This is a genomic window from Pseudomonas sp. NPDC096950 (assembly GCF_044762525.1).
Lineage (GTDB): Bacteria > Pseudomonadota > Gammaproteobacteria > Pseudomonadales > Pseudomonadaceae > Aquipseudomonas.
In genome coordinates this window covers 118,031-143,545 of sequence record NZ_JBIWEL010000017.1, presented here as the reverse complement: position 1 = coordinate 143,545, position 25,515 = coordinate 118,031, and the positions used below count along the sequence as shown (strand labels likewise).

The following is a 25,515-nucleotide window of genomic DNA, read 5'->3' as shown; positions in this document are numbered from 1 at the left end:
TTCTTCGGAAGGCCTTTTTTGTACCCGCGATTCAGCGGGCAATGCAATTCCCCTTGTGGGAGCGGGCTTGCTCGCGAATGCAGTGTGTCAGTCGACATCTCTATTGACTGACACTCCGCTTTCGCGAGCAAGCCCGCTCCCACAGGTATTGCGGTGTTAACGCACGGCGAGAATCGGGCTACCCAACCGCTCCAGCAATGTAGCCTGGGCGCTGCGCGGGTTCTGGTTGCCGGTCGGTGTGTTGCGGATGTAGCGACCGTCCGACTGCAGGCTCCAGCTGTGGGTGTTATCGGTCAGGTAAAGCTCGAGCTCTTTCTTGACCCGCATGATCAGCTTCTTGCCTTCCACCGGGAAGCAAGTCTCGACGCGCTTGTCGAGGTTGCGTTCCATCCAGTCGGCGCTGGAGAGGAACATCTGCTCTTCGCCGCCATTGAGGAAGTAGAAGACCCGGGTGTGTTCCAGGAAGCGACCGATGATCGAGCGCACGTGGATGTTGTGCGAGACCCCGGCGATGCCCGGACGCAGGCAGCACATGCCGCGCACCACCAGATCGATACGCACCCCGGACTGACTGGCCTTGTACAGCGCGCGGATGATCTTCGGATCGGTCAGCGAGTTGAACTTGGCGATGATGTGCGCCGGTTTGCCCTCGAGGGCGAACTGCGTCTCCCGGGCAATCATGTCGAGCATGCCCTTCTTCAGCGTGAACGGCGCGTGCAGCAACTTCTTCATGCGCAGGGTCTTGCCCATGCCGATCAACTGGCTGAACAGTTTGCCGACGTCTTCGCACAAGGCGTCATCCGAGGTCAGCAAGCTGTAGTCGGTGTACAGGCGGGCGTTGGCCGCGTGGTAGTTGCCGGTGCCCAAGTGCGCGTAGCGAACGATCTCGCCGGCCTCGCGGCGCAGGATCAGCATCATCTTGGCGTGGGTCTTGAAGCCGACCACGCCGTAAATCACCACCGCACCGGCCGCTTGCAGACGACTGGCCAGTTGCAGGTTGGACTCTTCGTCGAACCGTGCCCGCAACTCGATCACCGCCGTGACTTCCTTGCCGTTACGCGCGGCATCGACCAGTGCATCAACGATTTCCGAGTTGGCGCCAGAGCGGTACAACGTCTGGCGCACCGCCAATACATGCGGATCCTTGGCAGCCTGTCGCAGCAAATCGACCACCGGAGTGAACGACTCGAACGGGTGCAGCAACAGGATGTCCTGCTTGCTGATCACGCTGAAAATGTTCTCGCTGTTTTGCAGCAGTTTTGGAATCTGCGGCGTGAACGGCAGGTATTGCAACGCGCGCTGGCTGTCGAGGCCGGTGATGCTGAACAGACGGGTCAGGTTGACCGGACCGTTGACCTGATACAACTCGGTCTCGTGCAGGTTGAACTGCTTGAGCAAGTAGTCGGACAGGTGTTTCGGGCACGTGTCCGCGACTTCCAGGCGCACCGCATCGCCGTAGCGACGGGAGAACAACTCGCCGCGCAGGGCGCGGGCCAGGTCTTCCACGTCTTCGGTATCGACCGCCAGGTCGGCGTTTCGGGTCAGGCGGAACTGGTAGCAGCCCTTGACCTTCATGCCCTGGAACAGGTCATCGGCGTGGGCGTGGATCATCGAGGACAGGAACACGTAGTTGTCGCCAGGGCCGCCGACTTCTTCCGGGACCTTGATGACGCGCGGCAGCAGACGCGGTGCCGGGATGATCGCCAGGCCAGAGTCGCGGCCGAAGGCGTCGATGCCTTCGAGCTCGACGATGAAGTTCAGGCTCTTGTTCACCAGCAGCGGGAACGGGTGCGTCGGATCGAGGCCGATCGGGGTGATGATCGGCGCGATCTCGTCACGGAAATAACGGCGCACCCAGGTTTTGATCTTGGTCGTCCAGTGACGGCGACGGATGAAGCGGACCTGATGTTTCTCCAGTTCCGGCAACAGAATGTCGTTGAGGATCGCGTACTGGCGGTCCACATAACCGTGCACCAGCTCGCTGATCCGGGCCAGGGCCTGATGCGGTTGCAGGCCATCGGCGCCGGCCTGTTCACGGGCGAAGGTGATCTGCTTCTTCAGGCCGGCCACGCGAATCTCGAAGAACTCGTCCAGGTTGCTGGAGAAGATCAGCAGGAATTTCAGCCGCTCCAGCAACGGGTAGGACTCATCCAGCGCCTGTTCCAGCACACGGATGTTGAACTGCAGTTGCGAGAGCTCGCGATGGATGTACAGGCTGCTGTCATCCAGGCCGGGAATGGCAATCGCCGGGGCTGCGGGTGCAACCTCGACCACCACCGCGGGTGGAGTAGGCTCCAGCTCCGGCGGTGTTTCGGCGATTTGCTCGACCACGGCTTGAGCTTCCTTTACTGCAACTTCAGAGAGTCCTTCGGTATTCATCGAATGTTCCTGGGAGGGCTATTTTTGCTCTCGTAACAATTGGGCAGCGCGCACGGCAAAATAAGTCAGGATGCCATCTGCGCCTGCACGTTTAAAAGCGGTCAGGGATTCGAGGATAACCCCTTCGCTCAACCAGCCATTCTGGATCGCCGCCATGTGCATGGCGTATTCGCCGCTGACTTGGTAAACAAACGTCGGCACTTTGAATTCTTCTTTGACCCGGTAAAGGATGTCCAGATACGGCATGCCTGGCTTGACCATGACCATGTCCGCGCCTTCTGACAAGTCCGCCGCCACTTCGTGCAGGGCTTCGTTGCTGTTGGCCGGGTCCATCTGATAGGAGGCCTTGTTGGCCTTGCCCAGGTTCAACGCCGAACCCACCGCATCGCGGAACGGGCCGTAATAGGCGCTGGCGTACTTCGCCGAGTAAGCCATGATCCGCACGTTGACGTGATCGGCCAGCTCAAGGGCTTCGCGGATCGCCTGGATGCGACCGTCCATCATGTCCGACGGCGCCACGACTTGCGCGCCGGCTGCGGCGTGGGACAGCGCCTGCTTGACCAGTGCGTCGACGGTAATGTCGTTCTGCACGTAGCCTTCTTCGTCGAGGATACCGTCCTGGCCGTGGGTGGTGAACGGGTCCAGGGCGACGTCAGTGATCACACCCAACTCAGGGAAGCGATCACGCAGGGCGCGGGTGGCGCGCTGGGCAATGCCCTCGGGATTCCAGGCTTCGGCGGCATCCAGCGATTTGAGTTCCGGCGGCGTCACCGGGAACAGCGCCACGGCCGGAATCCCCAGCTCGACCCACTTGGCCGCTTCTTCGAGCAACAGATCGATGGTCAGGCGTTCGACGCCCGGCATCGACGCCACCGCTTCGCGACGGTTTTCACCGTCCAGCACGAACACCGGCAGGATCAGGTCATCGACGGTCAAAACGTTTTCACGGACCAGTCGACGCGAAAAATCATCACGACGGTTGCGACGCAGGCGGGTTGCAGGAAACAAACGGTTGGCGGGGGTAAAGCTCACGGCAGACTCCTGAGCCCGCGCTGGCGGGCGAGCGTGACAGTTATAAGCGGCCATTATGACGAACAGATGACAGTTGTGCTTACCCCTGCGTCACGTAGCCGCAATCCATTGTCGTTGTAGGAATTGTTCACGTCGAGACACATTTGGACACTTTCATGAATGTGCACGAAGGGTTAGGCTGCGCGTTCATTTCGCCAGCACCCAGACAATGCTCCAACAATTTCTGCATGACTTCGGCTACTTTGCCCTTTTTCTCGGCACGTTCTTCGAAGGCGAAACCATCCTGGTGCTCGCGGGCTTCCTCGCGTTTCGCGGATACATGGACATCAACCTGGTGGTTGTCGTGGCGTTCTTCGGCAGTTATGCCGGCGATCAGCTGTGGTACTTCCTGGGGCGCAAGCACGGCCGCAAATTGCTGGCGCGCAAACCGCGCTGGCAAATGATGGGCGACCGGGCGCTGGAGCATATCCGCAAGCACCCGGACATCTGGGTCCTGAGCTTCCGCTTTGTCTATGGTTTGCGCACGGTGATGCCGGTGGCGATCGGCCTGTCGGGCTATCCGCCGGGGCGCTACCTGCTGCTGAACGGGATTGGTGCCGCGATCTGGGCCAGCGCCCTGGCGGCGGCGGCCTATCACTTCGGTGCGGTGCTTGAGGGCTTGCTGGGCAGCGTCAAGAAGTACGAGCTATGGGTGCTCGGCGCCCTGCTGGTCTTGGGCCTGATCCTGTGGCTGCGCCGGCGCTTCAAGAATGCTCGCCTGGCGAAGAAGATCTACGCCGACGAGCAAGCCCTGAAAGCCGAACAGGCGCGGATCAGCGAGCCTAAGACGCCAATCGAGTGAAACGGTTTCTGCAGCAGTAGAGACCGATCCCGCTGAGCAGGCTGTAGCTGAGCAGGCCGACCCAGCCCACCGCGCTGGCCGGCCACAGCCCGACTATCGGCGCCAGCCACACCAGCGGCAGGTTTGACGCCAGCCGCAGCAGCTCCAGCTTCAACGTCCACGGACGATTCTCCAGGGCCACGCCCAACGTAAACAACCCCAGCGCTACCGCACTCCAGCCGAGCACCAGCGCGGCGGTCGGCAGGCTTCGCTCCAGATTCATCAAGTAGCTGCCCAGAGCGATGTAGACGCAGAACTGCAACGCCACATAAATCTGCTGGCGCCCATCCAGCGGCACTTCGAATTTACGGAACTGACTCAGGTCGGGCTTGTTCATCGGGTACTTTTCCGCCACGTCCGCCGGCCGCCAACCGGTGCGCATGAACCAGATCCGCAGCTTGTCCCACTTGCTCTGCGCCCGCTTCGCGTCATCCCACAATTGCGCATAGAACTGCACGTTGGCCCACAGTGGATTCCAGCTCGCCAGCGGCGTAGTCACACCGAAAATCACCGGTTCGTTGTCGTCCTCTTCCTGGAACGAGCCAAATAGACGGTCCCAAATAATGAACACCCCGCCGTAGTTGCGATCCATGTAGAGAGCGTTCTGTGCATGGTGGGCCCGATGATTGGACGGCGTGACGAAGAACCACTCGAACCAGCCGAGCTTGGGAATGTGTTTGGTGTGCACCCAGAATTGATACAGCAGGTTCAGCGCCGCGACGCTGACGAATACCAGCAGCGGCACGCCGAGCACCGCCATGGGCAGGTAGAAAATCCAGCTCAACAGAAACCCGGTGCTGGTCTGGCGCAAGGCCGTGGAGAGGTTGTAGTCCTCGCTCTGGTGATGCACCGAATGCGCGGCCCAGAGGATGTTGCGTTCATGGCCCATGCGGTGCAGCCAGTAGTAGCAAAAGTCGTAGAGGACAAAGGCGAATACCCAGACCCAGACGCTGTCGCCCGAGAGTTTGAACAACGCCAGATGGTCGAGGGCAAACGCATACGTCAGCAGCCCCACGCCCTTGGTCAACAGGCCCGTGGTGGTGGACAACACGCCGGTGCTGATGCTGTTGATCGCGTCGGCCAGGCGATAGTTGCTCACCCCGCGCCAACGGTCGGCCAGCAGTTCGACGGCAATCAGCACAAAGAAAAACGGCACCGCATACAGAATGAAGTCCATGACGCGCCCTGATCGGAATCGTGATGACAGATCCTAGGTGTAGCCGCGAATTAACCCTATGGCAACGAGTGACAAATTAGTGGACATTTAACGCCATGAATCTGGAGAAAAGCCCATGAGCAAAAAAATTGCAGTGATCCTTTCCGGCTGTGGCGTCTACGACGGCGCCGAGATCCACGAAAGCGTGATCACCCTGCTGCGCCTGGACCAGCGCGGGGCTCAGGTGCAGTGCTTTGCGCCTAATATCGCGCAGTTGCATGTGATCAACCACCTGACCGGCGAAGAAATGCCCGAGTCGCGCAACGTCCTGGTGGAATCGGCGCGTATCGCCCGGGGCAACATCAAGGACCTGCGCGAGGCCAGCGTCGAAGACTTCGATGCGCTGATCGTGCCCGGCGGTTTTGGTGCGGCCAAGAACCTGTCCAACTTCGCGGTGGAAGGCGCCGGCTGCACGGTGCAACCGGAAGTCCTCGCGTTGGCCGAGGCGTTTGCCGAAGCGGGCAAACCGGTGGGCTTGATCTGCATCTCGCCAGCGCTGGCGGCCAAGATCTACGGCCCGGGCGTGACCTGCACCATCGGCAACGACGCCGACACCGCGGCGGCCATGAACAAGATGGGCGCCACCCACACTGAATGCGCCGTGGGCGACATTGTCGAGGACAAGGCGCGCAAATTGGTGAGCACACCGGCGTATATGCTGGCGCAGACGATTAGCGAAGCGGCTTCCGGGATCAACAAACTGGTCGACCGCGTCCTCGAACTGACCCACGAAAACGACGTGTAACGCGGACTAAAATGTGGGAGCGGGCTTGCTCGCGAAGAGGGCGTGTCAGTCGATGCAAATGTTGACTGACAGGCCGCTTTCGCGAGCAAGCCCGCTCCCACAGGGGTTTTGGGTGTGGCTCAAGCCTTGCGCGTTAGCCGGGTAAGAATCCGATCCAGCGCATTCGCAAACGCCTGTTTCTCCCGCTCGCCAAACGGCGCGGGCCCGCCGCTCATCTGGCCTTGCTCGCGCAGGTCGGTAAACAGATTACGCACCGCCAGCCGGTCGCCCATGTTCTGCGCATCGAACTCTTTGCCGCGCGGGTCGAGAGCCGAAACGCCCTTTTTCACCAGGCGATCCGCCAGCGGCACATCACTGCAAATCACCAGATCACCGGGCACGGCGTGTTCCACCAGGTAATCGTCGGCGGCGTCCGGGCCGCTGGGCACCACGATCAGCTTCACCAGGGCCAGGCCCGGCTTGATCTGCGGCTGACCGGCCACCAGCACCACTTCGAACTGGCGCTTGAGGGCGAACTTCACCACCAGATCCTTGGCCGCCCGTGGGCAGGCGTCAGCATCGATCCAGACACGCATAATATTTTCCTTCGGCTAAAAAGCTTCGCGAGCAGGCTCGCTCCCACAGGTTATACGCAATCCTGTGGGAGCGAGCCTGCTCGCGAATATGAGCCCTGCGAATAACCTTTAAGAAACCTGCACCCGCCGCTTCTCGGCCATCCGGCTACGGCTGTAAAGCACGACAATCGCAATGATCGCCACCGCCTGCGCACTCAACGAATACGCATCCGCGTGAATCCCCAGCCAGTCGAAGTCAAAGAACGGCACCGGCCGGGTGCCGAAGATCCCGGCTTCCTGCAATGCCTTGACGCCATGCCCGGCAAACACCACCGACAACGCGCACAACAATCCGGCGTTAATGCCGAAGAACAACGCCAGCGGCAGTTTCGCCGAACCGCGCAGGATCACCCACGCCAAACCCACCAACAGCACCAGCGCCGTGGCGCCACCCGCCAATACCGCGTTATGCCCGGCAGGACCGGCCTGCAACCACAGGGTTTCGTAGAACAGGATCACTTCGAACAGTTCGCGATACACCGAGAAGAACGCCAGGATCGCAAAACCGAAACGCCCGCCGCCGCCCACCAGGCTGCTCTTGATGTAATCCTGCCAGGCCGCCGCGTGGCGCCGGTCGTGCATCCACACGCCGAGCCACAGCACCATGACGCTGGCAAACAGCGCGGTGCAGCCTTCCAGCAGTTCACGCTGGGCACCACTGACATCGATCACGTAAGCGGCCAGCGCCCAAGTTGCCAAACCGGCCACCAGCGCCAAACCCCAACCGACGTTAACGCTGCGCACCGCCGATTGCTGGCCGGTATTGCGCAGGAACGCGAGGATCGCCGCCAGCACCAGAATCGCTTCCAGGCCTTCGCGCAGCAGAATCAACAGGCCGGAGATGTAGCTTAGCGACCAGCTCAAGCCATCGCTGCCCAGCAGACCGGCGGATTCCTTCAACTTGGACTTGGCCGCATCCAGGCGCTGCTCAACCTGAGCCACCGGCAAACCGTCCTGCAACGACTGACGGTACGCCATCAGGGATTTTTCGGTGTCTTTGCGCACATTGGCGTCGACGTTATCCAGAGAGCTTTCGACCAGTTCGAAGCCTTCCAGGTACGCCGCCACCGACAGGTCGTAGGCCTGATCGTGCTCGCCGGCACGGTAAGCGGCGATGCTCTTGTCCAGGGTCGCGGCGGTGTAGTCGAGCAATTGCGCCGGGCCACGCTTGACCTGCGGCGGCTGCGCCCGTTGTGCGCGGAAGGTCGCTACAGCTTGCGGGCCTTCGGCAGCCAGCACTTCGGCCGGCGTCTGACGGGCCAGGTCGGCGATGTTGTAAGTCTTTTCGGATTTCGCTGCGGCCGGATCGGCGCTGAAGCCCGCGATATAAGTCGCCAGGTCCCAGCGCTGACGATCATCCAGCTGATCGGCGAAGGACGGCATGTCGGTGCCTTCGATGCCTTGGCCCAGAGTGTTGTAGATCCCGTAGAGGCTCAGGCGATCCAGACGCGTCGCATCACGCAGATTGGCCGGCGGCGGTGTCATGCCGACGCCTGCCGGACCGTCACCGGCGCCCGCATCGCCGTGGCACACCGAGCATTGCTGGGCGTACAGCGGCGCACCGCGAGTCGGGTCCGGGGTAATCACTGGCGCCTGGCTGACTTCATAGGCCACCGCCAGCTTCGCACCGAGCTGCCGGGCCTGACGGACGACGTCTGCGCTGTCCTTGCGCGCAGCGATAGCGGCGCCGAGGCTGCTGACGCCTTGCTCCAGTTCTGCACGCTCAGGCTTGACCGGCAATTCAGCGATCAACCCTTTGAGCACGCCCAGGAATTCCTGCAGTTCACGGTATTCAGACTCATCAATGACCTTGCCGGCCTCGACCGTCGCCGGGTAATCCGCACCAATGTAATCGAGCAAATGCAGCGCTTTAGGCGCGCCTTCGGCGGTGTCGGCCAGCGCATTGAGGCTGCAGAACGCAATAACCGGCAGCACTAGCCACGCCAGAAAACGGGAGGAGGCAGTCATGAATGAATCTCAAGGGGAAATACGAAGTAACACATTGTTAACTTCCAATGACTTTCACTCAAGCTTTGTTGGCGTTTCCTGCACGGCTGCGTATAAATTCAGCGGCGAATCGCCACCTCCTCGCGATATCCGTTCAGGGAAGAATCAACGTCCATGCGCTCACACCTCTATTTCTCGCTGTTGCTAAGCCTCGCCCTGCAACTGACCGGTTGCGCCGCCTATCGCAACTACGACCTGGAACTGGCGCAAACGACTGACCAGTTGAAAGCCGGAAATCCCCAGGGCGCCCTTCAACTGCTGGAACTGCACAACCCGTCGGAAGATCGGGATCTGCTCTACTACTTCGAAAAAGGCGCCGTGCTGAGTGCCGCCGGTGAGCTACCGCAAAGCCAGGTGGCCTGGCGCAGCGCGGAGCAAATGGTGATTCAGCGCCAGGACACCGTTGAAACCACCGGCACCCAGCTCCTTTCCGCGATGGGCGATCATTGGGGCAGCATCATCAATGACAAACTGCGTCGCTACGATGGCTACGACTATGAAAAGGTCATGCTGACCACGCAAATGGCCCTGAACCAGTTGGCCGTGAATGACTTCGATGGTGCCCGCGCCGATATCAAGAAAACCCACGAACGCGAAGCACTGATCGCCCGCCAGTGGGAAAAGCAATACGAGCAAGTCGAGGAACAAGCCAAGGCCCAGGGCGTTCGCGTGCACTACAAGGATCTTCAGGGCTACCCCGTCGCCACCCTCGATGCGCCCTCCGTCATCGCGCTGAAGAACGGTTATCAGAGCGCGTTCAGCCACTACCTGGCCGGGTTTACCTATGAAGCGCTGGGCGAGCGTGACCTCGCGGCACCCGGTTATCGCCAGGCCATCGAGTTGCGACCCGACCTGCCCTTCTTTCAACAGGCCTTGCGCGAACTCGACAAACCCGCCACCAAAGCCAATGAAAGTGATGTGCTGATCATTGTACAAAGCGGCCTGGCGCCGGCACGCAGTTCGGTTCGGGTGCCCTATCCGGTTCGCCTGCAAGACGGCCAGGTCATCGTCGCCAACGTTTCGTTTCCGGTGATGGTGCCCGACACCTCGACCCCGGCATTCACACAGATGACCGTCGACGGGCGCAAACAGCCACTGATCCTCGTCAACAGCATCACCGACATGTCGCTGCGGACATTGCGCGACGACATGCCCGGCATTATTCAGCGCACCGCCTATCGCGCCTTCCTGGCGGCTGACGTTCAAGGTACCGATAACCGGCGCGACCCAAGCAAAGCCTCCTACGTGACGCAGCATGATGGCTTTGAGCACGCGGACACCCGGACCTGGCGCACCTTGCCCAACATCACCCAAGTGGCGCGCCTGCGCCTGAAAAAAGGCGAGCACCTGATCAGCCTGCCCAACGCTCCCGGCGCCGCACCGCTTAAAGTCCGTATCGATCAGAACCATCAGGTCATCGGTCTGAGGGCGCTGGGAACGCGTAGTTACAGTAACGGGCTGGCCTTCAAACCGTCCTCTGCGCCTGAGAACGCTGTGGTATCAGGCCAGAAATAAGTGATGGCACAATGTGAAAATATGTAATTAAAAAGCCATTACATAGCCAGCATCCAAGCTTATAATGCCGCGCCCTCGTGATAACGAAGTGGCATTTAAGCTCCTCTTTTTGAGGAATTGGCAGGACGCCAGTGTCCCTGCCGATAGGTCCCAACAGCCCGACCAGCACGCGCGGCTGCTTCTACTCAGGGAAGAAGTACCCCTATGGCCTCTCGCGCCCTTACCTCGATCGCACTCAGCGCGGTCACCTTGCTCTCCGGCTGTTCCGCCTTTCGCAACTACGACTCCGAACTGGCGCAAACCAACCAGCAACTGGCCGCCGGCAACGTCGATGCGGCGCTGACGATGCTGGAAAAGAACAACTCCGGCACGGACAAAGACCTGCTCTATTACTTCGAAAAGGGTGAACTGCTGCGCGCCAAGGGCGACCTGTCCGGCAGCCAGAATGCCTGGACCAGCGCCGATCAGGTGGTGGGCAAGTGGGAAGATTCGGTCAAGTTTGATACCGACAAGTACCTGGCGCAGTTCGGCAGCTTCCTGGTCAACGACAAGGTCCGTCGCTACGAAGGCTACGACTACGAAAAAGTCATGCTGACCACCCAGATGGCCCTGAATCTGCTGGCGGTAAACGATTTCGACGGCGCGCGCATGTCGATCAAGAAGACCCACGAACGTGAAGCGGTGATCGCCGATCTGCGGGACAAGGAATACCTCAAGAGCGAAGACGAGGCCGAGAAAGAAGGCATCAAGACCCAGTACAAAGACCTGCAGGGTTACCCTGTCGCCAGCCTCGACGCGCCGGACGTGGTCAGCCTGAAAAACAGCTACCAGAGTGCGTTCAGCCACTACCTGGCCGGCTACGTCTACGAAGCCCTGGGTGAAAAGGACCTCGCCGCGCCGGGTTACCGCAAGGCTGCCGAACTGCGCCCGAACACCCCGCTGCTGGAACAGGCCCTGGTCAACCTCGACAAACCGGCCAAGACTGACGACAGCGATATCCTGATCGTTGTGCAGAGCGGCCTGGCGCCGTCCCGTGACTCGATCCGCATTCCGCTGCCATTGCCGATCAGCAACCAACTGGTCATCACGCCGTTGTCGTTCCCGATCATCAAGCCGGACACCTCGACGCCGGCCTTCGCCCAAATTGGCGTGGACGGTCAGCAGTTGAACCTGACCCAACTCAACAGCACCACTGCCATGTCCCGCCGCGCATTGCGTGACGACATGCCGGGCATCATCCTGCGCACCACCGTGCGGGCCATTACCAAAGGCGTGGCGCAGAAGAAGATCAACGAAACCAATCCGCTGGCCGGCCTGGCGGTGGGTATTTCTTCAGCTGTGCTGGAAGGTGCCGATACCCGTACGTGGCGCACCCTGCCGGACAACACCCAGGTGGTGCGTCTGCGCTTGAAGAAAGGCGAGCACCAAGTCACTCTGCCGAGCGCCGTGGGCGGTTCGGTGGTCAAGATCACCGTGGATCAGCGGTACCAGGTCATCAGCCTGCGCGCCGTGGGTAATCAGGTATTCGCCAGCGGCTTGGCCGCACATGTGATCACCAGTGCCAACCCGACCGCCGTGGCCAGCTTCAAACAACCTTAAGAACGGAGTCTTTGCATGCGCTTCAAACTCATCGCCGTTGTCGCCCTGGCCTTGCTGGCCGGGTGCGCCACCCCGCCACCGCCAGAGCCGGGCAGCGCTGCCAGCAAAGTCGTGGCCATGGGCAAGCTCAAGAACATCGTGGTCGGCGCCATGCGCGTCGCCCGGGAAAACGGCTTCCAGACGGTCAATGTGCAGCTGAGCAACACCAGCTTCAACAACAAGACCTTCTACTACCGTTTCGCCTGGCTCGGCCCTGAGGGCTTCCCGGTCGCGGAAGAAGAAACCTGGAAAAGCCAGATGATGTACGGCGAGCAGACCAGTTTCATCCAGGCCATCGCGCCGACCGCCAAAGCCGTGGATTTCCGTCTCGAAATCAAGACGCCTTAACCCGACCCTATTCGTTCAGTTCTAGAGAGCATTCCCATGTTTGCACGCTTTTCGTTTATCGCCGTTCTCGCCCTCCTGGCCAGCGGTTGCGCCAACACTTCGCCGACCCTGGGCAGCAAGAACATCAGCTACGGTGACACCAAGGCTGTGGAAACCGTGACCAACGAGTTCGGTTCCACCGACCTGCAGATGATCGCCGAGTCCATGACCCGCTCTCTGGCCCAGTCCGGCATTCTGCAGAATCGCCCGGTGGTTCAGGTCTACGACGTGAAGAACAAGACCAGCGAGTACATCGATACCCGCGAAATCACCACCAGCATCAAGACCCAGCTGATGAAGACCGGCACCGCCCGCTTCGCCAGCGACAACACTGCAATGCAAAGCCAGGTTGACCAGCTCAAGCTGCAAAACCAGAGTGGCCTGTACAAGAAAGCGACCGTGGCCAAGACCGGCAACATGATCGCCGCCAAGTATCGTCTTGAAGGTTCGATCAGCTCGATCGTCAAGCGCAGCAGCGACTACAAGGACGTCTTCTACAAATTCAGCCTGCAACTGATCGACGTTGAAAGCGGTCTGGCCGAGTGGATGGACGAAAAAGAGATCCGCAAAACCACGGAGCGTTAATCGATGCGCACATGGATTGGCATGATGGCCCTGGCTTGCGCGTTCACCGTGCAAGCGGCCCCGAAAGTTGCAGTCACGGATCTGGCGTATCAGGAGCGGGTGGAGCAGTACATCCACATCGTCTCGGCGCAGAACAATTACCGCGAGGGTTACTACAGCTCCAGCGGTTCGTCGAACTACAACGAGATCGAAGCCACCACCAGCTACATCGAACAGACCGAGCTGCGTAAATTCACCGGCGACATCAAGGGTGAAATCCTGCGCACCGGCATGTTCCAGCTTATTCAGGGCACGCCTTACACGGCTTCGTCCAAGGGTGACGTCTACGATGTGATCAAGCGGATCAAGGCTGGCAGCTTCAAGGGCGCGGACTACGTGCTATTCGGCACCGTGTCAGACATCGACTTCACCCAGGACATGAACGAGCTGGCCAACACCGACAGCTATTCGGCGGTGCTGGCGTTGACTCTGGTGGCGGATTTCAGCCTGATCAACACCAAGACCTTCGAAATCACCTCGGCCTTCACGGCGATGGGCGAAGGCCAGGACACCAAACTGGTGAATGGCCGGGACATCAAGATCTCGCTGAACCGCCCTCGGGTGGTACGTGACGTGTCCAAGGCCTTGGGCGAAGACGTGGCTGCGCAACTGAGCCAACAGCTTGGTGGTCCTGGCTATGAACAGCCTCGCGAGCCGGCTCAACGCAACAATCTGCCGCGCGATACTGCACCGGTGATTTTGCGCTGAGTCTGACGCTGATCGCTCCCACGCTCTGCGTGGGAATGCAGCCCGGGACGCTCCGCGTCCCAAAATGCCGAACGCGGAGCGTCCGTTGAGGCATTCCCAAGCGGAGCGTGGAAACGATAAGGCGACCTGAAAAGGTCGCCTTTTTTGTGCCTCGCGGTTTTACACCACGGCTTTACGCAGCGTCGCCATGAACGCCGCTGCGCCAATGAATAACCCGGCAAATGTGCGATTCATGCGTTTCTGCTGTTTGGGCGTGCGCAACAGGCGCAGCACTTTGGCCGCAAGCCCGGTGTACCCCGCCATGACGATCAGATCGACGCAGACCATGGTGACGCCAATGATCAGGTACTGGGCCAGCAGCGGCGCGTGGGGGTCAATGAACTGCGGCAACACCGCCAACATGAACACCAACGCTTTCGGGTTGCTGATGTTCACCAGAAAACCCCGGAACACCAGGGCCAACGGCTTGCCAATCTGCCGCACCGCCCCTTCGTCACTCATGTCGCTGGGCAGCGCCCGCCATTGCTTGACCGCCAGGTAAACCAGATACGCCACACCGAACCATTTGATCGCATAGAACGCCGTCGCCGAAGCCGTGAGAATGGCCCCCACGCCCAAGCCGACAATCGCAATCTGCAACGCCAGGCCCAGTTGCAGGCCCAAGGCGTTCCAATAACCTCGCCAGAAACCGTAGCGCAAGCCGCTGGACATAGACGCAATCGCGCCGGCACCGGGAGACAGACTGATCACCCAGCAGGCGGCAAAAAACGCCAGCCATGTTTGAAGCACCATCGCACACCTCGACTCAGACTCGTGACAGACGTCTAAGCTAATGCGGCTTTGGGCGGATGACTACCGATTTTTTGTAGGACAGGGGGACAGGTGACCAGCGTTTGCGGCTGTGAGGGCCCCTTCGCGAGCAAGCCCGCTCCCACATGAGATCTTCAGCGAACACCCAACAGGTGAACAACATTGATCTACTGTGGGAGCGGGCTTGCTCGCGAAGGCAATGGGTCAGGCAACAGAAGTCTTACTTTTCGAAACCACTGGAAGGAAACACATCACTCCCCCGCCACCGCCGAACCGAGCGCTGGAAGAACAGGCTGTTCGGCACTTGCACCATGGCACTGCCGGTCCCCGCCTCTTCCGCTTCGATCAGCGTGGTAAACAGCAGATTGATCGCCACCACCCGGCCTTTGACGCCGGGCTTGTCGAGGGTGTCCACCAGTTCGACCACATCACCGATACGGAACGGGCCGACGGTGAAGATCAGGATCGCGCACAGCAGGTTGGAGAGCACGCTCCACATGGCGAAGAACGCCACCGCAGCCACCGCCACGAACCCGGACAACGCGGTCCAGAGCACCGTGGCCGAGACGCCGAGGCGTTCCAGCACGAAGATCAACGCGCTGCCCATGATCAGCCAACGCAGGCCACCGCGTAGCGGCATCAGCAGTTGCGGCGGAAACGGGTAGCGCTCGCCCAGGCGAGTCAGGCCTTTGGCGACGAAGCGCTGGGCGAGGTAACCCGCCAGCAGGATCAGCAGGATTTGCACGCCGAGCCAGATCGGCTCGGCCCACACCGCAGGCAGTGGCAGCTTGAAGGCCTCCATCAGGACAACGCCTCCAGCTCCGCCTGCATGCTTTCCAGCAGTTCCAGGGCTTCCATCCAGGACTCTTCCAGCTCCGCTTCACGCACCTTGAGCTTGGCCTGCTCGGCCAGCAGATCACGCAGTTCGTTCTTGCGCGCCGGTTCGTAGATATCGCTGTCGCCGAGGCTGGCATCGATCTTCGCCAGTTTCTCGTGCAGCTTGCCCAGCTCGGCTTCGAGCTTGTCGGCCTCGCGCTTGTGCGGTGCCAGTTGCTGACGCAACGCAGCAGCAGCCTGGCGCTGGGCCTTCTTGTCGGTCTTGTCCGGGTTCACCGGCGTGTTGCTGACCGGGGCGTTGCGCTGGCGATAGTCCACCAGCCAGCGGGTGTAATCCTCCAGGTCGCCGTCGAACTCTTCGACCTTGCCGTCCGCCACCAGGTAGAAATTGTCGGTGGTGCTTTTGAGCAAATGACGATCGTGGGAGACCACCAATACCGCACCACTGAATTCCTGCAACGCCATGGTCAGCGCCAGGCGCATTTCCAGGTCCAGGTGGTTGGTCGGTTCGTCGAGCAGCAACAGGTTCGGCCGGCCCCAGGCGATCAACGCCAGTGCCAGTCGGGCCTTTTCGCCCCCGGAGAAATTCAGTACCGGCTCATCGATGCGCGCCCCACGGAAGTCGAAACCACCGAGGAAGTCGCGCAACGTTTGCTCGCGCTCGGTCGGCGCCAGGCGCTGCATGTGCAGCAACGGGCTGGCCTTGGAGTCCAGCGAATCCAGCTGATGCTGGGCAAAATAGCCGACCACGGTGTTCTCGCCACGGGTCAGGCGACCGGACAACGGCGCGAGTTCACCGGCGAGGTTTTTGATCAGGGTCGATTTACCCGCACCGTTGGGGCCGAGCAGGCCGATGCGTGCGCCCGGGGTCAATTGCAGCTTGACCTTCTCCAGCACCGCGCGCTCGCCGTAACCCAATCGTGCGTCGGAGATATCAATCAACGGGCTGGAGATTTTGTGCGATTCGCGGAACACGAAGTCGAACGGCGAATCGACGTGGGCGGCAGACAACTCTTCCATCCGCTCCAGCGCCTTGATCCGGCTCTGGGCCTGGCGGGCCTTGGTGGCCTGGGCCTTGAAGCGGGCGATGTAGCTTTCCATGTGCGCACGTTGCGCCTGCTGCTTCTCGTAGGCCTGTTGTTGCTGGGCCAGACGTTCGGCACGCGCACGCTCGAAGGCGCTGTAGCCGCCGCGATACAGGGTGATTTTGCGCTGATCGACGTGAGCCACGTGATCGACCACGGCATCGAGGAAGTCCCGGTCGTGGGAAATCAGCATCAAGGTGCCGGGATAGCTCTTGAGCCAGTCTTCCAGCCAGATGATGGCGTCGAGGTCCAAGTGGTTGGTTGGTTCGTCGAGCAGCAACAGGTCCGAAGGACACATCAATGCCTGCGCCAGGTTCAGACGCATCCTCCAGCCACCGGAGAAATCTCCTACCTGACGATCCATCTGATCGTTGGTGAACCCAAGACCGGCCAGCAGCTTGCGGGCCCGGGCATCGGCGGTGTAACCGTCGGCGCTGTCGAGTTCGGCGTGCAGGCGGGCCTGAGCGGCACCGTCATGCGCCGCTTCGGCCGCGGCGAGGTCGCGTTGCACCTCGCGCAGGCGCAGGTCGCCATCGAGCACGTAGTCGACCGCGATGCGATCGAGGGTGTCGATCTCCTGGCGCATGTGGGCGATGCGCCAGTCCGCCGGCAAGAAGCAATCACCCGAGTCCGGGTGCAGGTCGCCCAGGAGCAAGGCGAACAGGCTCGATTTGCCGGCGCCGTTGGCACCGATGAGGCCGGCTTTGTGGCCGGCGTGCAGGGTCAGCTCGGCGTCTTCTAGCAGACGTTGCGGGCCACGCTGTAAAGTCAGGTTCTGAAGTCGAATCATAATGGCGGCGGAGTCTACCAGCTTCGCTCGCAACTGGCGCGAGTAGCACTATGTCCTCTGACCTGTGGAGCTTTTCCCTTGGCACTTACGCCCGTCCTGGCGTTGAAGAGCTGTGCCTGCAATTGCAGTCGGCGGGGGCGAATGTCTGCCTTTTGCTGTGTGGACTGTGGCTGGAGCAACGGGGCGTGGGCTGCACCGAGCAACGCTTGCAGGCGCTGTTTCAGGTGGCCGGACCTTGGGAAGTGAATGTCGTACAGCCGCTACGGGCTCTTCGGACGCAATGGAAAGCCGCCGCCGTGGATGACGTTGGACTCAACGCATTACGCGAACAAGTGAAAACTCTGGAGCTGGAATCGGAACGGCATCTGCTGTTGCAACTGGAGCGCACGGCCCAGGATTGGCCGCAAAACGAGACGACCGAACAATCGGCCTGGCTGGAAGGTGTGGCGGCAGGCGCCGCCAACCTGGACCGCGACGCGCTGCATCAGCTGCGCGTCGCGGTAACCGGCACTTAGGAAGCGCTGGTTGGGGTGGTGGCAGTGCTCGACGCGGCAGCCGGGGTTGGCGCAGCGGTCGCTGTCGAGGTGGTAGCGGCTGGAGCAGGCGATGCTGCCGGAGCCGGGGTGGCAGGCTTGGCGACTGGCGCGGTAGCCGGTTTCGCCGCGACTGGTTTTGCAGCGACTGGTTTTTTCACCGCTGGTTTTGCAGCTGGTTTTGCAGCAGCAGGTTTGGCGGCTGGCTTGGCGGCTGCGGGTTTGGCAGCGCTGGCGGTGGCCGGTTTAGCGGCAGCTGGTTTTGCAGCAGCTGGCTTGGCGGCCGGTTTAGCAGCAGCGGTTTTTGCAGCAGCAGGTTTAGCAGCGGCAGGCTTGGCAGCTGGTTTAGCGGCTGCGGTTTTAGCAGCTGGTTTTGCCGCTGGCTTGGCTGCTGGTTTGGCGGCAGCTTTTGCTGCTACTGCCTTCGCGGCTGGCTTGGCAGCCGGTTTCGCTGCTGCGGTTTTGGCAGCTGGTTTAGCAGCTGGTTTGGCAGCCGGTTTTGCGGCTGGTTTAGCGGCTGGTTTAGCGGCCGCTTTTGCAGCAGGTTTAGCGGCTGCAGTTTTCGCCGCAGTCGGTTTGGCAGCAGCCGTTTTTGCAGCAACTGACTTGGCGGCAGCTGGCTTGGCAGCCGTCGTTCTGGCAGCTGGTTTCGCAGTGCTGGCCGCGACTGGTTTTTTCGCTGCAGGTTTCGCTGCGGCTTTGGCCGGCGCTTTAGCGGCCGGTTTGGCAGCAGGCTTGGCGGCTGCTTTTGCGGCAACCGGTTTGGCAGCGGCTTTCTTGGCAGGTGCCGCAGCAGGCTTGGCCGAACGCAGGGACAACGCCTTGCTGACAGCCTCTTGTACGCGACCAACGCCCTGGGCCAGTTTCAGGCTTTCTTGAGCGTCACGCTTGAGTTGCAGAATGTAGGCGCGGGTCTCGGACTGACGATCCTTCAGGGCATCGAGCAAGTCTTCGAGTTGCTTCACTCCGTCCTTCGCCTTGGCTTGTGCCTTGGCTTTGCCGGCCGCCGCAGCGTCTTGCAATTTGGTACGGGATTTGTGCAGTTTTTCCTGCGCTTTTCCGCGTTGTTTTTCCAGTTTGGCGAGCAGTTTTTCAGCATCAGCCAAGGCTTGGGAACAAGCGGTTTCCAAATGCTCGAGCAGGCTGCCCGAGAGTTGTTGGAGTAAGTGCAACGGAGTATTTACAGGCTTCTTGGTGGCCGACATGGTTTACCTCCTGGCTGACGTGAATGCGGCTCATACTAGACCTCTGCTGACACCGCCGCTAGGCCATGTTGACAGTATCCAAAGCACTACGTTGCAACGAATCGAAAATGTTCTGCGTCTACGCAAAAGCAGTTCACCGTTTAACGCATTCTCACTGGCATAATCCTCCGCATCTCAGGTCGGAGAGTGCCCATGTCGCGTTACCTTTTTTTATCCCTGCTGGTGTGTTTTTCCGTCGTTCAAGCAGCGGAAAAAACCGCTGCCGATGATGCTCACGATCTCGCCTACAGCCTGGGCGCAAGCCTCGGCGAACGCTTGCGCCAAGAGGTGCCGGATCTGCAACTCCAGGCACTGGTCGAAGGTTTGCAGCAAGCCTATCAAGGCAAACCCCTGGCGCTGAAAGACGCACAGATCGAACAGATCCTGGCCGACCACGAAGCCCAGGTCGCCTTGCAAACGCCGGCGCCGCAAACCGAAGAAGCCCTGGAAAAAGAGCAGCGTTTTCTGACCCAGGAAAAAGCCCGGCCTGGGGTTCGTGAATTGGATGATGGAATTTTGCTAACCGAGTTGGCGCCCGGCAACGGTGCCAAGGCAGGACCGAACGGCAAGGTTCAGGTGTTGTACATCGGTCGTTTGCCCGACGGCACGGTGTTCGATCAGAACAGCCAGCCGCAATGGTTCAGCCTCGACAGCGTGATCACTGGATGGCGCATTGCGCTGCAAAATATGCCAGTGGGTGCGAAGTGGCGTCTGGTGATTCCGTCGGCCCAGGCCTATGGCGCTGACGGTGCCGGCGACCTGATCGCGCCGTTCACGCCGCTGGTGTTCGAAGTGGAATTGCGCGGCGCCACCAGCTGAATAGCGGAAACGAAAAACGGCGCGCATAGCGCACCGTTTTTTGGGTCTTGCACGGAAGAGATTCAGGCCTGAACCGAATCCTCTTCCTTGTGAGCGGTGTGCAGCACTTCGATCAGGCAATCTTCCAGTTCGAAGCGTTCATGCAACAGGCCACCCAGCTCCTTGAATTTTTCCGCGACACACTTGCCTGCATCACACAGGTCATTGAACGCGAGCAGCTTCTCGGTGATGACGTCGATGCGCGGGTAGATTGTCTCGGCCAGCTCGAGACCACGAGTGTCGCCAAAGGCCTTGGCTTCACCGGTGAGCTGTTCGTAGATCTCGAAATGCCCCGCCGATACGTAATCGACCAGCACGCCGCAGAATTCCTGCAGCGGCTTTCGGTTTTCGCCCAGAGCCTCAGGCTTGGCGCCGAGAGCATCATAGGCCCGAACCAGTTCGTGACGCTCCTGCAACCAGCGGTCGATCAGCAGATGCACTCCACCCCAGCGTTCCTGAGCATTCTGACAACTTTCGAGCATGGTGATCTCTCTTCCCTTGTGGGTCATGCTGCTCCACACCTGTCGCACCCTTGAAGATCAAGAATCGGCCAGGCAGAGCGTCATCGAGCAACATAAATCCAATGACACGTGCGGGCCAGATTATGCCCGCACGACAATGGCTTCAAGGTACGCAGGAGATAAAGTTCATACAAGTGTTTAATCGCCTGCCATGGCCCGGTGCGACGACTCGCCGCTGGGCGGTCGCTGACAGGCGATCCAGACAAGGCGCAGCAGCTGATAAATCCCCAGGATCAGCATCGCGACGAAGAACAGCAGGCTCCATTCCGGGATGCTCAAGTCAAACAGCGTCCATGAAATCTCGGCGCAATCGGCAGTGCCCTTGAGCAACCGTTGCACGGCGCACACCCAGGGCATGTTTGCGAACAAGCCATCCAGATTGGGCGAACACGACGAGAGTTGCGCCTGCGGATCGCTCTGCAACAACACCTGTCGCCATGCCGCGACCGTCCCGCCCAGGCTGGCGGACGACCCCAGCAGCCAATAGACGAAAGAACCGAACCGCTGTGGGCCATGCACCGACGCCGCCAGGCAAACAACCATGAGCAGTGTCAGGCAAAGCCGTTGCAACAAACACAACCCGCAAGGTTTGAGCCCGACGACGTATTCCAGGTAATAGGAAACGCCCAAGACCAGGGCACTTGCGGTGAAAGCCATGAAAAACAAGGAGCGTGAGCAGGCCAAAGACATGGCTAATCCGTAACAGTAGAGACAGGCGGTTACGGTAGAGGAAAGCGCGCCAGCCTTTCAAGGCAGGCCACCACGGACACTTCACCAGAGGTGTAGGGAATTCCCGACAGGATCGAGAGGATTCGAAGTAGTCCCTTGTAGGACGATGCCGATGAGGGATTACACGAGATCAACACAAAGGACTGAGCGCACGTTTTATGGTGTGGGAGCTTGCCCTAAATCAGTCAGACAAGGCTCCCACAGGGTTGCGGTGATCAGGCGCGAACCGGTACTGGCAACGGCGCCGCCAGCAGACGTTCGTCCAACAACCCAAGGCCTTCCTGGAACAACTGGTTACTGCGCTCCGTATCGCCCAGTTGCGCCAGCAGCCTGGCCAGTTCCGCACAGGCTTCCGGGTTACGCTGCATGCGCAGGCTGCTTTCCAGATAATCCCGGGCCTTGCCCCACAGGCTGCTTTGCAGGCACAGGCGACCCAGGGTCAGCAACAGACTCGGGTCAGCCGGGTGATCCTTGAGCCAGCCTTCGGCGGTTTGCAACTGCCGCGCCGGATCGCTGCCGCGCACCAACCCGTAGAGGCGCGCCAAATGACTGTCGTACTTGCGCTTGAGCGCTGCACGCAGAATCTCTTCGGCTTCGACCTGTGCGCCCAGTTGCCGCAACTGCTCGGCATAGGCCAACACCAGTTGCGGCTCCTGGCGTTGCGCATTGCTGAGTTGCTGCCAGGCGCGGGTGAGCGACTGCAACCCGACCGTGCCGTCTTCTTCACGATGGGCCGCCAGGCTGAGGTTTTCGCCCCAGGCGCGACGCTCCAGTTCAACCAGTTCCGCCGGGGGCAGCACTTTGTCCTTGCGCAGTTCGGGCAACAGGCGAATTACCGCCGACCAGTCGCCCCGCTGCTGATGCAGGCGCTGCAACTGACGCAAGGTCTGCACGTTATGCGGATGACGCTCGTGCATGGCTTCCAGGGTCGCCAGGGCGCCGTCGGTGTCGCCGCGATCGGTCTGCAACTGCGCGTGACTCAAGGCAATCGCCAACTCGGCCTGGGGCTGGCGATCAAGCGCACGCTCCAGCAGCTTGTCGCATTCCTCGTAGAGACCTTGTTCGTTGGCGGCGCGGGCCGCGCCGAGGTAGTACAGCAGCGGCTGGCGCTCGGCTTCAGCCGCTCGATGCAGATGACGCTGGGCGCTGGCCCAACGGCCTTCGGCCAAATCCAGCTGACCATGTTCGATCGCCACTTGCACCCGGCGACTGCGATTGCGCCGGGACCATGGATTGACCACGCCGCCGGACGTCGTCACCAGCTCGACCAACGCCTTGATGCCCCAGAACACCAGCCAGAGCACTGCCACCAAGGCCAGGGTCGCCCACAGGCTCGACTCATAGCGGAAGCTTTTATAGGCGATCAGCACGTAGCCGGAATGCTCGGCGATCGCCAGCCCCAGCACTGCGGCGGCAGCGATGACCAGGAACAGGATCACGTAGAGGCGTTTCATGGCGTGGCCTCCTGCGCAGTGTTCGCGGCAGGTTTGGCCAGCGGCTTGATCGAATCCTCGGCGCTGACATTGCGCCGTTCCAGGTACGCCTGGACCGCGCTCAGCGTGCCGGTCAGGTCCGGCGTGATAACGGTGACCGGTTGTGTGCCCAGATCTGCAACCTGTTCAAGCATCACTTTGCTCTGCGGGTTGTCCGGGTTGAAATTACCCTTGAGCACATCCCGCGCCTCGGTCAGCGCCTGGGTATACACCGACGCCTGGCCATTGAGCGCAGCCCACTGGGCCTGCTCCAGCGCCAGGCTCAAGGCCAGGCGCACCTGGCTCAGGCTCTGCCCGGCCAGCAACGGGCGGACATTCTTGTCGGCATTGAAGTCGATGCGGATGTAGCGCGAGACCTCGTCCCACCATTGCGCCCAACGGCTGGCGCCGTCGCCATCGGCGGTCAGGCCCAACAGGGATTCGCCACGGTCCTTGTACTCCGGCGCCAGCTCGGTGAGATTGATCACCTGATCGCGCAACGCACCCAGTTTCAGGAACAACCCGGTACGGTCCGGCTGCTCGGTGCTGCGCAGCGCCAGCAGGGTCTTGGCCACTTGCTCGCGAGCGGCGAAAGCGCCGGGGTCGTTCTGTTCCCGGAGAATTTCGTCGGCGCCCTGCACCAGGGCCTGGGCGCTGCTGATGTCCTGTAATGCGGAAAGACGCAGGCTGGCCAGACGCAACAGATGCTCAGCCTCGGCCAGGCGCCAATCCTTGCGGCTGGCGCCGAGGACGGTTTCCAATTTCTGATTCAGGCGTTGCTGATCGCCCTGCAGCTGCGTCACCAAGCGGCGACGGTCTTCCAGCTCATCGGCGGCCGGCAGTTGTTCGAGGCGCGCAGTCAGGCGTTGATCATTGAGCTTGAGGCTCTGAGCCTGATCGTTCAGCGCCTGGACTTCGCTCAATTGCTGCTGGGTACTGGCCTGCAGGTGACGCACCTGCCAGACACCCCAGCCGCCAACGGCAACGCCGGCAGCGCCCAGCAACAGGGCGACGATTGCGAGTCCATTGCCTCTACGCTGCACCGCAGCAGGTGGTGGAGTTTCAACAGGCGCATCAAGCACCGGCTGCACGTCATCTTTAGGCAAGACTGTTTCGCTCACGTATCCATCCTTTGCATTAGAGAACGGGTACGGGTTGCTCCCGTAACGCCGTCAGCAAAGCCGTGGCACTCGCGCCACGACAATCCACAACTGTTTGAGCCCCGGCGGCACGTGCCAGCTCGGCGACCCTTGGGCTTGGAACAAACAACGGCAACTGCGCCAAACGCGGCCAGGCATCGCCGGCCAACTGGTGCAGGTGCTCGAAACCCTGTCCACTGCTGACCACCAGCCCGTTCAAGCGTTCCGCTTCAATCCGGTCCGGCAGTGCAGTCGTCGCGTACTGCGGCAGGCCACGACGGTACAACTCCAGATACTCGACACTAGCACCAAGCTCGCGCAAACGCTCAGCCAGCAACTCGCGCCCACCCTCCCCGCGCATGATCAACACCCGCGGATCGGGCCGGGCAATAGCCTCGCGCAATACCGGAAGATCCAGCAAGGCTTCGCTGTCATCGCCATCAACCGGGAAGCTCACATCGAGCCCGAAATCCTCGAGGATTTGCGCAGTCGCGGCACCCACTGTGAACCACTTCAACAACGGTGGCTGCGGCCATTGCCTGTTGAGCAGATCGATCCCGAACCGGGCCGCCGGTTTGCTCACCACGATTACCGCGCAGTAGCGATCCAGTTCCCGGATCACCCAGCGCATTGTGTCAGAGGCGGCAATCGGCTCGATCTCCAAAAGCGGCAGGCAGCTGCTGAAAATCCCGCTCTCGGCCAACACGCTGCTCAGCGCCGCCGACTCATCTGCGGGGCGCGTCAGCAGCAGTCGCCAGCCAGTCACTCGTGACCTGCCTCGCCGTAGACCGCTTTCAGAATGTCGCCGGCACCCTGGTTCAGCAGGTCTTCGGCGACCTGCACACCCAGGGACTCGGCGTCACTGCGCGGCGCTCGGGCCTCGGCGTTGAGCAGCAGGCCACCGCTCGGATCGCCCACCAGACCACGCAACCAGATCTGCTCGCCTTCGAGCACGGCGTAGCACGCGATCGGCACCTGGCAGCCGCCATTCAGATGTTTGTTGAGGGCACGTTCGGCGGTGACGCGGGTGGCGGTGTCCTGGTGATGCAGCGGCACCAACAAGGCGTGGATTTCGCTGTCGACGCTGCGGCATTCGATCCCGACCGCGCCCTGACCACCGGCCGGCAGGCTGTCGTCGACGCTGATGGCCGAGGTGATGCGGTCTTCGAAGCCCAGGCGAATCAAACCCGCCGCGGCGAGGATGATGGCGTCGTATTCGCCGGCGTCGAGCTTGGCCAGGCGCGTGTTGACGTTGCCGCGCAGGAAGCGGATTTCCAGGTCCGGTCGACGGGTCAGCAACTGGGCCTGGCGGCGCAGGCTCGACGTGCCGACGATGCTGCCCTGGGGCAACTCATCCAGGCTGGCGTAGGTGTTGGAAACGAAGGCGTCGCGCGGGTCTTCGCGCTCGCAGATGCAGAACAGACCGAGGCCTTCGGGGAAGTCCATCGGCACGTCTTTCATCGAGTGCACGGCGATATCGGCTTCGTTTTCCAGCAGCGCGGTTTCCAGTTCCTTGACGAACAGGCCCTTGCCGCCGATTTTCGAGAGGGGCGAGTCGAGCAGCTTGTCGCCGCGACTGACCATGGGCACCAGCGTCACCAACAGGCCCGGATGGGCTTGTTCCAAGCGAGCTTTGACGTATTCGGCCTGCCAGAGGGCCAACGCACTTTTACGGGTGGCGATGCGGATTTCGCGAGAGGACATGGATCAATCCGTACTGAATAGATACGGCGGATAATAACAGCTCAGCCA

24 protein-coding genes are annotated in these 25,515 nt (G+C 61.0%); 9 read left to right on the top strand and 15 right to left on the bottom strand.

Annotation, left to right across the window (positions count from 1 at the left end):
- Positions 1-156 precede the first annotated feature (156 nt).
- Together ppk1 and hemB are read right to left on the bottom strand one after the other, a co-directional pair.
- Entirely contained in the window at positions 157-2,379 is a 2,223-nt protein-coding gene (gene ppk1, locus ACIQY3_RS23710; RefSeq protein WP_403024317.1) for a polyphosphate kinase 1, read from the bottom strand.
- Between the two features lie 18 nt (positions 2,380-2,397).
- Entirely contained in the window at positions 2,398-3,411 is a 1,014-nt protein-coding gene (hemB, locus tag ACIQY3_RS23705; RefSeq protein WP_265041608.1) for a porphobilinogen synthase, read from the bottom strand.
- A gap of 208 nt (positions 3,412-3,619) precedes the next feature.
- On the opposite strand from hemB, the gene ACIQY3_RS23700 reads away from it, so the two are divergent.
- Positions 3,620-4,252 (top strand): DedA family protein, encoded by a 633-nt coding sequence (locus ACIQY3_RS23700; RefSeq protein ID WP_403024313.1) that lies wholly within the window; start codon positions 3,620-3,622, stop codon positions 4,250-4,252.
- Here the strand turns inward: ACIQY3_RS23700 and ACIQY3_RS23695 are convergent.
- A complete protein-coding gene (locus ACIQY3_RS23695) occupies positions 4,233-5,468 on the bottom strand; it encodes a sterol desaturase family protein (protein WP_403024310.1) in 1,236 nt (411 codons plus the stop codon). The genes ACIQY3_RS23700 and ACIQY3_RS23695 overlap by 20 nt on opposite strands.
- A 115-nt stretch (positions 5,469-5,583) precedes the next feature.
- On the opposite strand from ACIQY3_RS23695, the gene elbB reads away from it, so the two are divergent.
- A complete protein-coding gene (gene elbB, locus ACIQY3_RS23690; protein WP_054617006.1) occupies positions 5,584-6,252 on the top strand; it encodes an isoprenoid biosynthesis glyoxalase ElbB in 669 nt (222 codons plus the stop codon).
- Between the two features lie 119 nt (positions 6,253-6,371).
- On the opposite strand, the gene ACIQY3_RS23685 is transcribed toward elbB, so the two are convergent.
- A complete protein-coding gene (locus ACIQY3_RS23685; RefSeq protein WP_403024307.1) occupies positions 6,372-6,827 on the bottom strand; it encodes a YaiI/YqxD family protein in 456 nt (151 codons plus the stop codon).
- Positions 6,828-6,935: 108 nt separating this feature from the next.
- The gene (locus tag ACIQY3_RS23680) at positions 6,936-8,834 is read right to left on the bottom strand and encodes an FTR1 family protein (RefSeq protein ID WP_403024304.1); all 1,899 of its coding nucleotides are present in this window, start codon (positions 8,832-8,834) and stop codon (positions 6,936-6,938) included.
- A 153-nt stretch (positions 8,835-8,987) separates the two neighbouring features.
- Here ACIQY3_RS23680 and ACIQY3_RS23675 point away from each other — a divergent pair, with 153 nt between their 5' ends.
- The 5 genes from ACIQY3_RS23675 to ACIQY3_RS23655 all read left to right on the top strand — a co-directional run bounded on the left by ACIQY3_RS23675 (position 8,988) and on the right by ACIQY3_RS23655 (position 13,745).
- Entirely contained in the window at positions 8,988-10,388 is a 1,401-nt protein-coding gene (locus tag ACIQY3_RS23675) for a COG3014 family protein (RefSeq protein WP_403024301.1), read from the top strand.
- 204 nt (positions 10,389-10,592) lie between these two features.
- Positions 10,593-11,987: a COG3014 family protein gene (locus ACIQY3_RS23670; protein WP_403024298.1), complete on the top strand. Its 1,395-nt coding sequence runs from the start codon at positions 10,593-10,595 to the stop codon at positions 11,985-11,987.
- A gap of 15 nt (positions 11,988-12,002) precedes the next feature.
- Entirely contained in the window at positions 12,003-12,374 is a 372-nt protein-coding gene (locus ACIQY3_RS23665; protein WP_123403897.1) for a YcfL family protein, read from the top strand.
- A 36-nt stretch (positions 12,375-12,410) separates the two neighbouring features.
- On the top strand, positions 12,411-12,998 hold the full coding sequence (gene lpoB / locus ACIQY3_RS23660; RefSeq protein WP_403024293.1) for a penicillin-binding protein activator LpoB: 588 nt from the start codon (positions 12,411-12,413) through the stop codon (positions 12,996-12,998).
- 3 nt (positions 12,999-13,001) lie between these two features.
- Positions 13,002-13,745, top strand: coding sequence for a penicillin-binding protein activator LpoB (locus ACIQY3_RS23655; RefSeq protein WP_403024290.1), 744 nt, complete (start codon positions 13,002-13,004; stop codon positions 13,743-13,745).
- A 159-nt stretch (positions 13,746-13,904) separates the two neighbouring features.
- Here ACIQY3_RS23655 and ACIQY3_RS23650 read toward each other — a convergent pair whose 3' ends face one another.
- The 3 genes from ACIQY3_RS23650 to ACIQY3_RS23640 all read right to left on the bottom strand — a co-directional run bounded on the left by ACIQY3_RS23650 (position 13,905) and on the right by ACIQY3_RS23640 (position 17,267).
- The gene (locus ACIQY3_RS23650) at positions 13,905-14,537 is read right to left on the bottom strand and encodes a LysE family transporter (RefSeq protein WP_403024287.1); all 633 of its coding nucleotides are present in this window, start codon (positions 14,535-14,537) and stop codon (positions 13,905-13,907) included.
- A 238-nt stretch (positions 14,538-14,775) separates the two neighbouring features.
- The gene (locus ACIQY3_RS23645; protein WP_403024284.1) at positions 14,776-15,357 is read right to left on the bottom strand and encodes a mechanosensitive ion channel domain-containing protein; all 582 of its coding nucleotides are present in this window, start codon (positions 15,355-15,357) and stop codon (positions 14,776-14,778) included.
- Positions 15,357-17,267 carry an ATP-binding cassette domain-containing protein gene (locus ACIQY3_RS23640; RefSeq protein ID WP_163910708.1) on the bottom strand — a complete coding sequence of 637 codons (1,911 nt, stop codon included), beginning with the start codon at positions 17,265-17,267 and terminating at the stop codon, positions 15,357-15,359. Before ACIQY3_RS23640 ends, ACIQY3_RS23645 begins: the two co-directional genes overlap by 1 nt.
- Before the next feature lie 50 nt (positions 17,268-17,317).
- On the opposite strand from ACIQY3_RS23640, the gene ACIQY3_RS23635 reads away from it, so the two are divergent.
- Entirely contained in the window at positions 17,318-17,782 is a 465-nt protein-coding gene (locus tag ACIQY3_RS23635) for a TIGR02444 family protein (protein ID WP_403024281.1), read from the top strand.
- On the opposite strand, the gene ACIQY3_RS23630 is transcribed toward ACIQY3_RS23635, so the two are convergent.
- The gene (locus ACIQY3_RS23630) at positions 17,779-19,005 is read right to left on the bottom strand and encodes an AlgP family protein (protein ID WP_403024276.1); all 1,227 of its coding nucleotides are present in this window, start codon (positions 19,003-19,005) and stop codon (positions 17,779-17,781) included. The genes ACIQY3_RS23635 and ACIQY3_RS23630 overlap by 4 nt on opposite strands.
- 192 nt (positions 19,006-19,197) lie before the next feature.
- Between ACIQY3_RS23630 and ACIQY3_RS23625 the strand changes: the two genes are divergently transcribed.
- Positions 19,198-19,863 carry an FKBP-type peptidyl-prolyl cis-trans isomerase gene (locus ACIQY3_RS23625; RefSeq protein ID WP_403024272.1) on the top strand — a complete coding sequence of 222 codons (666 nt, stop codon included), beginning with the start codon at positions 19,198-19,200 and terminating at the stop codon, positions 19,861-19,863.
- A 62-nt stretch (positions 19,864-19,925) separates the two neighbouring features.
- Here the strand turns inward: ACIQY3_RS23625 and ACIQY3_RS23620 are convergent, their stop codons facing one another.
- From ACIQY3_RS23620 to hemC, 6 genes are all read right to left on the bottom strand, one after another.
- Positions 19,926-20,384, bottom strand: coding sequence for an Rsd/AlgQ family anti-sigma factor (locus ACIQY3_RS23620; RefSeq protein WP_007899333.1), 459 nt, complete (start codon positions 20,382-20,384; stop codon positions 19,926-19,928).
- Positions 20,385-20,561: 177 nt separating this feature from the next.
- A complete protein-coding gene (locus tag ACIQY3_RS23615; RefSeq protein WP_403024268.1) occupies positions 20,562-21,113 on the bottom strand; it encodes a disulfide bond formation protein B in 552 nt (183 codons plus the stop codon).
- 254 nt (positions 21,114-21,367) lie between these two features.
- Positions 21,368-22,606, bottom strand: a complete 1,239-nt coding sequence (locus ACIQY3_RS23610; RefSeq protein WP_403024266.1) for a heme biosynthesis protein HemY — start codon at positions 22,604-22,606, stop codon at positions 21,368-21,370.
- Positions 22,603-23,745 (bottom strand): uroporphyrinogen-III C-methyltransferase, encoded by a 1,143-nt coding sequence (locus tag ACIQY3_RS23605; protein ID WP_403024264.1) that lies wholly within the window; start codon positions 23,743-23,745, stop codon positions 22,603-22,605. The genes ACIQY3_RS23610 and ACIQY3_RS23605 overlap by 4 nt, the downstream gene beginning before the upstream one ends.
- Before the next feature lie 16 nt (positions 23,746-23,761).
- Complete coding sequence (locus ACIQY3_RS23600) at positions 23,762-24,529, bottom strand: uroporphyrinogen-III synthase (RefSeq protein ID WP_403024261.1); 768 nt, start codon at positions 24,527-24,529, stop codon at positions 23,762-23,764.
- Positions 24,526-25,467, bottom strand: coding sequence for a hydroxymethylbilane synthase (hemC, locus tag ACIQY3_RS23595; RefSeq protein ID WP_403024258.1), 942 nt, complete (start codon positions 25,465-25,467; stop codon positions 24,526-24,528). Before hemC ends, ACIQY3_RS23600 begins: the two co-directional genes overlap by 4 nt.
- Between the last annotated feature and the right edge of the window lie 48 nt (positions 25,468-25,515).